The organism is Glycomyces buryatensis, assembly GCF_004912275.1.
Classification (GTDB): Bacteria; Actinomycetota; Actinomycetes; order Mycobacteriales; family Micromonosporaceae; genus Glycomyces; species Glycomyces buryatensis.
On the sequence record NZ_STGY01000013.1, the window covers coordinates 1 to 2,689 of the forward strand.

3 protein-coding genes are annotated in these 2,689 nt (G+C 68.3%); all 3 read left to right on the plus strand.

What is annotated here, in order from left to right:
* Positions 1 to 61 precede the first annotated feature (61 nt).
* From FAB82_RS04205 to FAB82_RS04215, 3 genes are read left to right on the plus strand one after another with little or no spacing between them, the layout of a single operon-like run.
* Positions 62 to 934 carry a Cgl0159 family (beta/alpha)8-fold protein gene (locus FAB82_RS04205; RefSeq protein WP_136533296.1) on the plus strand — a complete coding sequence of 291 codons (873 nt, stop codon included), beginning with the start codon at positions 62 to 64 and terminating at the stop codon, positions 932 to 934.
* On the plus strand, positions 931 to 1,803 hold the full coding sequence (gene iolB, locus FAB82_RS04210; RefSeq protein ID WP_136533297.1) for a 5-deoxy-glucuronate isomerase: 873 nt from the start codon (positions 931 to 933) through the stop codon (positions 1,801 to 1,803). Before FAB82_RS04205 ends, iolB begins: the two co-directional genes overlap by 4 nt.
* Positions 1,804 to 1,816: 13 nt before the next feature.
* A complete protein-coding gene (locus FAB82_RS04215; RefSeq protein WP_136533298.1) occupies positions 1,817 to 2,575 on the plus strand; it encodes a sulfite exporter TauE/SafE family protein in 759 nt (252 codons plus the stop codon).
* The last annotated feature ends 114 nt before the right edge of the window (positions 2,576 to 2,689 follow it).

Sequence of the window (2,689 nt, forward strand, 5' to 3'; positions counted from 1 at the left end):
ATGCCCACCCGGACCGAAGTCGAACTCAAGCTGAAGGAGAGCGCTGTTGCAGGAGGCACTGATGCACGCTGACACGCTCGCCTCGCTGGCCGACACGCGCCTGCACCGGCCCGTGGCGATCGCAGCGGCCGCGGCGAAGCGCGAACGGGCCACGACTCCCGTTGGGGCGTCGGGCAAGTGCTTCATCATCGCGGCCGACCACACCGCGCGCGGTTCGCTCGGCACCGGCGGGAACCCGATTGCGATGGCCGACCGGGGCGACCTGCTCGACCGGCTACAGGTCGCACTCCAGAACCCCGGCTGCAACGGCGTGCTCGCCACCGCCGACATTCTCGAAGACCTGCTGCTCCTCGGTGCACTGGACGGCAAGGTCGTGTTCGGTTCGATGAACCGCGGCGGCCTCGCGGGGGCCGCTTGGGAGATCGACGACCGCTTCACCGGCATGAACGCCGAAGGCATCGCCCGCATGGGCTTCGACGGCGGCAAGACGCTCACGCGCATCGACTACGAGGACGACCGCACCACGCCGACCCTGGAAGCGACGGCGAAGGCAATCGACGCGCTCGCCGGGCACGGACTGATCGCCATGATCGAACCGTTCATCTCCAAGCGCGTGAACGGCAGGCTGGTCAACGATCTGACGACCGAGGCCGTGGTGAAGTCCGCCGCGATCGCCTCCGGCCTCGGTTCCACCTCGGCCTACACCTGGCTCAAACTCCCGACCGCCCCCGATATGGAACGGGTCGCCGCGGCCTCGACCCTGCCGATGGTGGTCCTCGGCGGCGAGGTCACCGACATCGAAGCGCAGCGAGAGCAATGGGCGAAGTCCCTTGCCCTGCCCAATATGGTCGGACTGACCGTGGGGCGGTCCCTCCTCTATCCCGCCGACGACGATGTCGCCGGAGCAATCGACGCGGTGGTGAGCCTGCTATGAACCGCTACCACCTGCCAGCGCGTTCGACCGCGGACGGACCGTTCGGCACGGTCGTCACCCCCGAGAGCGCCGAATGGGGCTACTCGGGACTCAAGATCCTGGAGCTCGGCCCCGGGGAGGGGCACACCTTCGAGACCGGCCACGCCGAGACGCTGGTGCTGCCGCTGACCGGCTCATGCACCGTCGAATGCGACGACGAACTCTTCGAACTCGAAGGCCGCAAAGGCGTCTTCAACGGCGCCACCGACTTCGCATACATCCCAAGGGACGCCACCGCCACAGTCACCAGTGCGGTCGGCGGACGATTCGCCCTGCCGTCCGCCAAGTGCGAGGAGCGGCTTCAGGCCCGCTACGGCCCGGCCGAGGACGTCCCGGTCGAGCTGCGCGGCGCCGGCAACTGCTCCCGGCAGGTCAACAACTACTGCCTGCCCGGCACCTTCGAGGCCGAGCAGCTGCTGGTGTGCGAGGTCCTCACGCCAGGAGGGAACTGGTCGTCGTACCCGCCGCACAAGCACGACGAGGCCGGCGAGAACGAGAGCGAACTCGAAGAGATCTACTACTTCGAGGTCGCCGCAGGACCCGAAGGCCCGGGCTTCGCGTTCCAGCGCGTCTACGGCACGCCCGAACGCCCGATCGATGTCTGTGCCGAGGTCCTGTCCGGTGATGTCGTGCTCATCCCCCACGGCTGGCACGGCCCCAGCGCCGCCGCCCCCGGCTACGACCTCTACTACCTCAACGTCATGGCCGGCCCCGGCCAGGAACGGGCCTGGCTCATCTGCGACGACCCCGCCCACGGCTGGGTCCGGTCCACCTGGGCCGCACAGGACGTCGACCCGCGACTGCCGTTCGGGACCGCGGGAGGGGAGTGAAAGATGCGGACTCATGACCGAACTTCCCTCAACTCCATCGGCCTGGGCGCTGTTGGCGCTCGCGGCGGCACTGGTCGGCTTCTCCAAGACCGGCATCAATGGGACCGCCTCCCTGTCGATCCTGCTGTTCGCGACCCTGCTCCCGGCGAAGGAGTCGACCGGGGCGCTGCTGCCGGTCCTGATCCTCGGCGACCTGTTCGCGATCCGCTTCTACTCCCGCCACGTGGAGTGGCGGGTGCTGGGGCGGCTGGCTCCATGGGTCGTGATCGGGACCGCGATCGGCGCCGTGGCGCTGTGGTTCGCGGACGACTCGACAATGCGGGTGGTCATCGGGGCGATCCTGCTGGCGATGCTCGCCCTACAGGTCTGGTCGAAACTGCGGCCCAGGCCCGAGGAGCCGAAGCCGCCGACCGGTCTGGCACGCAGGAGCGCGGCGGCCGGAGCGGGAGTCGCCGCCGGAGCGGCCACCATGATGGCGAACGCGGCCGGACCGGTCATGGTCCTGTACCTGATGCTCTCGGGCTTCTCGAAGCTGCGGTTCCTGGGCACCATGGCGTGGTTCTTCTTCGCGGTGAACCTGTTCAAGGTCCCCATCAGCGTCGGACTCGGCCTCATCACCTGGCACACGATCGTCATGGCGGCGCTGCTCATTCCGGCCGTGGCGGCGGGCGCACTCGCCGGACGGGCCCTCGTGCACCGCGTCAACCAGAAGCAGTTCGAGATCGCGACGCTCGCGCTCTCGGCGCTGGGAGCCGCATTGCTGATCATCTAAAACCCGGGGCTTGCCCGGCGACTCTGAAGAGAAGGGCAGGCGACCGATGAGCACAATCCGATTGACCACCTCGCAAGCGTTGGTGCGGTTTCTTGCTTCGCAGTTTTCGGAGCG

What these genes read in the sequence shown, in the direction of transcription:
- FAB82_RS04215 (WP_136533298.1), top strand. Translation starts at nt 1,817, where the DNA reads ATGACCGAACTTCCCTCAACTCCATCGGCCTGGGCGCTGTTGGCGCTC.
- iolB (WP_136533297.1), top strand. Translation starts at nt 931, where the DNA reads ATGAACCGCTACCACCTGCCAGCGCGTTCGACCGCGGACGGACCGTTC.
- FAB82_RS04205 (WP_136533296.1), top strand. Translation starts at nt 62, where the DNA reads ATGCACGCTGACACGCTCGCCTCGCTGGCCGACACGCGCCTGCACCGG.